This window comes from Parasphingorhabdus sp. (assembly GCF_041748495.1).
Taxonomy (GTDB): Bacteria; Pseudomonadota; Alphaproteobacteria; order Sphingomonadales; family Sphingomonadaceae; genus Parasphingorhabdus.
Genome location: NZ_JBGTDD010000045.1, coordinates 1 through 5,252, shown reverse-complemented (window position 1 = coordinate 5,252; position 5,252 = coordinate 1). Strand labels below are relative to the sequence as shown.

The window sequence follows — 5,252 nt, the reverse complement described above, 5'->3', positions numbered from 1 at the left end:
AAATGCTTGCAGGACAAGGCGTGGGCCAGAGAAATATTGAATGAAAACCGATCCTACCGATAACCGAAGCGCCGCCCCAATCGAGCGCATTCAGGACAATATGATCGCCCGGCTGGAACGCCGCGCGCTCAACCGGCTGTGCGCCGGCATGCCTGCGTGGACCACTCCCGATATGCTGACGCTGGTGGGCATGATCGGCGCTTTCCTTGTTTTTGGCGGATATGTTGCCAGCAATCTGCATCCGGGCTGGTTGCTGTTGTCGATAGCGGGATATGTCGTGCACTGGTTTGGCGATTCGCTCGATGGCAGCCTGGCGCGGTTCCGGAAGATCGAACGGCCGCGTTACGGCTATTTTCTCGATCATAGCTGCGATGGCTTTGCCACGGTGCTGCTGGTCGTCGGCATCGGTATCAGCCCCTATGTCCAACTCGAGGTCGCGCTCGTCGCGCTCGTCGGATATCTGCTGATGTCGATTCATGCCTTTCTGTCGGTTCGCGTGCTGGGCGAGCTCAGGCTTTCCTATCTCAACGCGGGGCCAACCGAATTGCGGCTGATCCTCATCGGCCTGACGCTGGCGATGCTAATCGCGGGCCAGGAGAATCCGATAGTCTTTCAACTCAACGGCTTCGACCTGTTTGTCGGCAGCGTCGGCATTATACTGATCAGCCTGTTTGTGGTGCAGACGGCAAAGACCGCCAAGCGCCTGGCAAAAGAAGACCCTCCGATCCGCAACCAGGATTGACCCCTGAAAGGACGGCGTGATGGATAGGTCGGCGAGACGCTGCGGCCAGCCTATCTCGTCGGATCAAGCGCGCTCGGTTTGCGCAGACGGCCCATGTCGCCCAGTTCGTCGGGGCGGCTGGACCAGCCGTCGGCACCACCGCCCTGCGCCATCGCCTGCAGGGCCGCGATCCGGTCTTCGGTGGCGGGATGGGTCGAGAACATCTGCCGCACCCCGCCCGGCACGATATAGAGCTGTGATGCGGCCGGATTGCGCTGGGCGACCGGATTGGGGATACGCGCCGCCTCTCCGGAAATCTTGGCCAGCGCGGAAGCCAGCGACAAGGGCTTGCCGCTGATCTGGGCGGCGGCGGCATCCGCGCCGAATTCGCGGGTCCGGCTGATCGCCATCTGCACGATCATCGCCGCGAAAGGCGCGATCAATACCGCCATCAGGCCGGCGATCCCGGCGTTGCGGTCGCGAAAGAACAGGCCGAAATTGGCCAACATCGACACCGCGCCGGCGATGGTCGCGACCATCGTCATGATCAGCGTGTCGCGGTTTTTCACATGGCCGAGTTCGTGCGCCATCACGCCCTCGATTTCGTCATGGCTGAGCATCTTGAGCAGGCCGGTGGTCGCGGCGACGGCCGAATGCTCCGGATCCCGGCCCGTGGCAAAGGCGTTCGGCTGGGGCTGGTCGACAATATAGACTTTCGGCATCGGCAGCTGCGCGCGCTGGGCCAGATTTTTGACCATATTGTAGAATTCGGGATGGCTTGAGCCATCGACCTCCACCGCATTGTGCATTTTCAGCACGATCTTGTCGGCGTTCCAGTAAGTGAACAGGTTCATGCCGGCCGCGACCAGCAAGGCGATGATCGCGCCGCCGCTGCCGCCGAGCGAATAGCCCAGAACCATGAACAGCGCGGTCAGCGCCGCCAGGAGCATGGTTGTCTTCATGAAGTTCATCGTCTCTACTCGCTTGATTATAATTGCTTCAGCTTCAATATAGGAGGGGAGGCGGGGCGATTCAATTTGGCGGACAGGCAAAAATATGACCGATAGCAATAGAAAATCCGGTGAGCGACCAGCCCATGTCAGGGCGCCCGCGCATCTTTCCCCGAACAAGCCGGTACCGGAACCCGATCCGCTGGAAAAGGCCGAGGAAATTACCGGAAAAGGCGGGCCGACCCGCTATGGTGACTGGGAGCATAAGGGTATTGCGGTCGATTTCTGACCGGCGGCAAGACGGCGCTTTCGGCGCTGACTCCGGCCGGCCAATATATTTAAGTCTTTGCCCCACCCGGCTTTTATGGAAAGATCGCTGATCGAAGCCGACGGGAGCGATAGTGTGAGCAAAGAGAAACCGGCCGCGGATGGCGTCGAAACCATTGCTCCGGAAGACCGGAATGTCCCCACCGAAGCGGCACCGACCGCTGCCGCGGAAGCCGGCACGATCGATATCAGCTTCTCTCCCGGTCTCACCTCCTTTCTGGCGAGCAACAATATCGCGCTGGGCTTTACCTCCTATCAGACCGGCCGGCTCTATCTGATCGGCCATGGTCCGGAGGGAAAGCTGGCGCTGCACGAAGCGGTCTATCCACAGGCGATGGGCCTGACCGGTAATGCCGACCGCATCTATCTGGGCACGCTGACCCAGATCGTCCGCATGGAAAACGTTCTGGGCCTGGGCCAACGGGCCAATCATGTGCATGACAAGGTCTATGTCCCTCGCAATCTGCAGACCACCGGCAATATCGACATCCATGAACTGGGTATCCAGGACAATGGCCGGATCCTCTTCGTCAACACCCGCTATAACTGCCTGTGCGAGCCCAGCCTGACGCACAGTTTCAAGCCGGTCTGGAAACCCGATTTCATCAGCGAACTGGTCGGTGAGGATCGCTGCCATCTCAACGGCCTGGCGATGGTCGACGGCAAGCCGAAATATGTCAGCGCCGTGTCCCGTTCGGATGTGGTCAATGGCTGGCGCGAGGATCGCGATGAGGGCGGGCTGATCGTCGATGTCGAAAGCCAGGCGATTGTCGCCGACGGCCTGTCGATGCCGCACAGTCCGCGTGTCCATGATGGCAGGCTCTGGTTGCTGAATTCGGGGACCGGCGAACTGGGCTGGATCGCTCCGGACAGCCCGCAATTCGTGCCGCTTGCCTTTTTCCCCGGATTTCTGCGCGGCCTGGCATTTCACGGCGATCATGCCTTTGTCACCCTGTCGAAACCCCGCAAGGGCCATTTCGAGGGCCTGGCGCTGGATGGCTTGCTGAAGGCAAAGGATAGCGAGGCCTGGTGCGGTGTCCAGATCGTGTCGAAAGCCGATGGCGCGCTTCGGCACTGGCTGCGGTTCGAGGGCGCGATCACCGAATTGTTCGATATCTGCGTGCTTCCGGGCGTGCGTAACCCGATCACCCTGGGGCCGAATTCGGTCGAGATCAGGGATTTCCTGACGATCGAACCGGCTGGCCTGTAGGGTCGCGCACCGGCAGGTGCAGAAATGCGGCAATCGCCTTCTGACCAACCGTCGTAGATTTGTCGAACAAACTTGCCCCGAATGCCTGCGTCCTGCAAATTGCAGCCGCAAATCAATCGGCCCCTCGCCTCATCCCGGGCGAGGCCCCCACAGGACAATGGCAGCGCCGCCAAGCGCGACGGCGGTACCGATAATATACCAGTCGATTGTTGCCATGCGTCGATGATACCACAGGGTGATTGCGGGGACAGCATATGTAATGAGCGGCGTTGGCGAGGATGTTCGAACGGACCGAGTGGCAGGATGCGGCAAATGGCAGGTGGTTGAGCGCTGGGCTGGTAGGCAATGGATATGCTGACCCCGGAATTCGTCCCCAGAATTCGAGAAGCCATGGATGCCAGACAACGGCATCCCTGGCTTCTCCGCACAGTCGAAGGTCGGCCAAGCACTTTCCTTGCATAGCAAGCGCAATCGCGATAATAGACATGCACTCGGGGAGGATTGGACGGTTTGAAATATCCGGCAATTTCCAGCACACAAGGCAAGTTTTTGTGCCTAGCGCCGCTGATACCTGCTGCGCTTCTGCCTGGCGTCGGGGTTCTCATTTCACTAGCGATAGTCGTCGTGACACTTGTCGTGCATCGAGAAGCACTCCCGGTGACGCTTGCTCTACGTTATCGGTCAATATTTTTCAGTATACTGCTAGGCCTTGGGGTTGCAGCCCTTCTTGCTGTGGCCATGGGTACAGCCGTCGATCCTCTGCTAGAGCGAATTTTCGGTCCCATCAAACTGGACGACTTCGCTGCCGTAGAGGATAATTTGGGCAACTACCTGCTGATGTTGGCAATCGGCCTGTTGTTCGGCGGAATTGTCGAAGAACTGATTTTTCGCGGGTTCGTCATCGGATGGGGTGTTAAGTTGTTCGGGTCCCGCGCCGCCATTCCGCTAGCAATGCTTTCCGCCGCCGCTTTCGGCATCACCCATCTGTATCAGGGATGGGCAGGCGTTTTCTCCACCGGAATCATCGGCCTATCCTTCGGTCTGCTATATGTGTTTTCGGGCCGAAAGCTTTTGCCAGTAATTGTCGCACATATGGCGACCAACTTTTATGGGATCACCATGCTTTATCTTGGCCATTGAATTGCAGGGGGCGGATCGTGCTGTCCATGAATTCCGGGGGAGCAATTGCAACCATGCAACTCGCCGGAGTGTTCATGGGGGCTATTAGGTAAGCCGCGTTTCTTGGGATCGGGAGCTTTTCGGGCAAACATGCCACGCATGTTTGCTTCAACCGGAAAAACTGGAGCGGGCGAAGAGATTCGAACTCTCGACCCCAACCTTGGCAAGGGAACCATAAACCAAGAAAAACAACAGCTTAGGCGCGCAAAGCTGGGCAAAACTGATACGCAAAACTAAGGTTTTTGCAAACTATGCGTGTTAGTAGCGTGTTAGACCGACAGATTACGCTGAGCCGTTTTAAGAGCGCCAGCGCCCGGCAAGTTTACGCGCATTACTCGGACACGCGGCGCGCGGCGTTACTCAAGGATACGTTCATATCGACGAAGCGTTGAAATTGGCGGTCACTCGAACTTCCGATGAGATCTCGAAGTTGCTCAATGAGAGCAATATGTATGCCTACACGAATCCAGTTCCTAACTTTTAATCTTTAGGTCGCTAGTTCAAATCCCCAGGATTCCATTTTATATCAAGTGCTTATATACCCTATTCCACCTCCCCTGTTGCAAGGACTTAGCCCGCTATTTGCTTTCAATAAGGTGGCCAGACCCGCCCTCCTTCAATAAAATTTGCCACTTGCAGCTTTAGGGAAATTTTTCGAAAGCGATTGATCTTCGAATCCGACCTGTAATGGCATTTTCTAGGAACGACCCCCACTAACCTGATTGGTAAGCGTGGCGTGGAGGTCGCCTTGCATGATGGCTCCGACATAGGCTGATTGCCGTTCTTTTTGGAGCGGTGATAATGGACGATTTCGACGATCAGGATACAAGTAGTCATACGACCAGTCATTTGAGCACTCGTATGA

5 protein-coding genes are annotated in these 5,252 nt (G+C 57.5%); 4 read left to right on the top strand and 1 reads right to left on the bottom strand.

From position 1 onward, the window contains the following. Positions 1-40 precede the first annotated feature (40 nt). Positions 41-742, top strand: coding sequence for a CDP-alcohol phosphatidyltransferase family protein (locus tag ACEW8J_RS03565; protein WP_373490259.1), 702 nt, complete (start codon positions 41-43; stop codon positions 740-742). A gap of 50 nt (positions 743-792) precedes the next feature. On the opposite strand, the gene ACEW8J_RS03560 is transcribed toward ACEW8J_RS03565, so the two are convergent. Next, on the bottom strand, positions 793-1,692 hold the full coding sequence (locus tag ACEW8J_RS03560; protein WP_373490258.1) for a M48 family metalloprotease: 900 nt from the start codon (positions 1,690-1,692) through the stop codon (positions 793-795). Positions 1,693-1,777: 85 nt separating this feature from the next. On the opposite strand from ACEW8J_RS03560, the gene ACEW8J_RS03555 reads away from it, so the two are divergent. From ACEW8J_RS03555 to ACEW8J_RS03545, 3 genes are all read left to right on the top strand, one after another. Further along, a complete protein-coding gene (locus ACEW8J_RS03555) occupies positions 1,778-1,960 on the top strand; it encodes a DUF1674 domain-containing protein (RefSeq protein ID WP_373490257.1) in 183 nt (60 codons plus the stop codon). Positions 1,961-2,074: 114 nt separating this feature from the next. Next, on the top strand, positions 2,075-3,208 hold the full coding sequence (locus ACEW8J_RS03550; RefSeq protein ID WP_373490256.1) for a TIGR03032 family protein: 1,134 nt from the start codon (positions 2,075-2,077) through the stop codon (positions 3,206-3,208). A gap of 501 nt (positions 3,209-3,709) precedes the next feature. Next, entirely contained in the window at positions 3,710-4,348 is a 639-nt protein-coding gene (locus tag ACEW8J_RS03545; protein WP_373490255.1) for a CPBP family intramembrane glutamic endopeptidase, read from the top strand. The last annotated feature ends 904 nt before the right edge of the window (positions 4,349-5,252 follow it).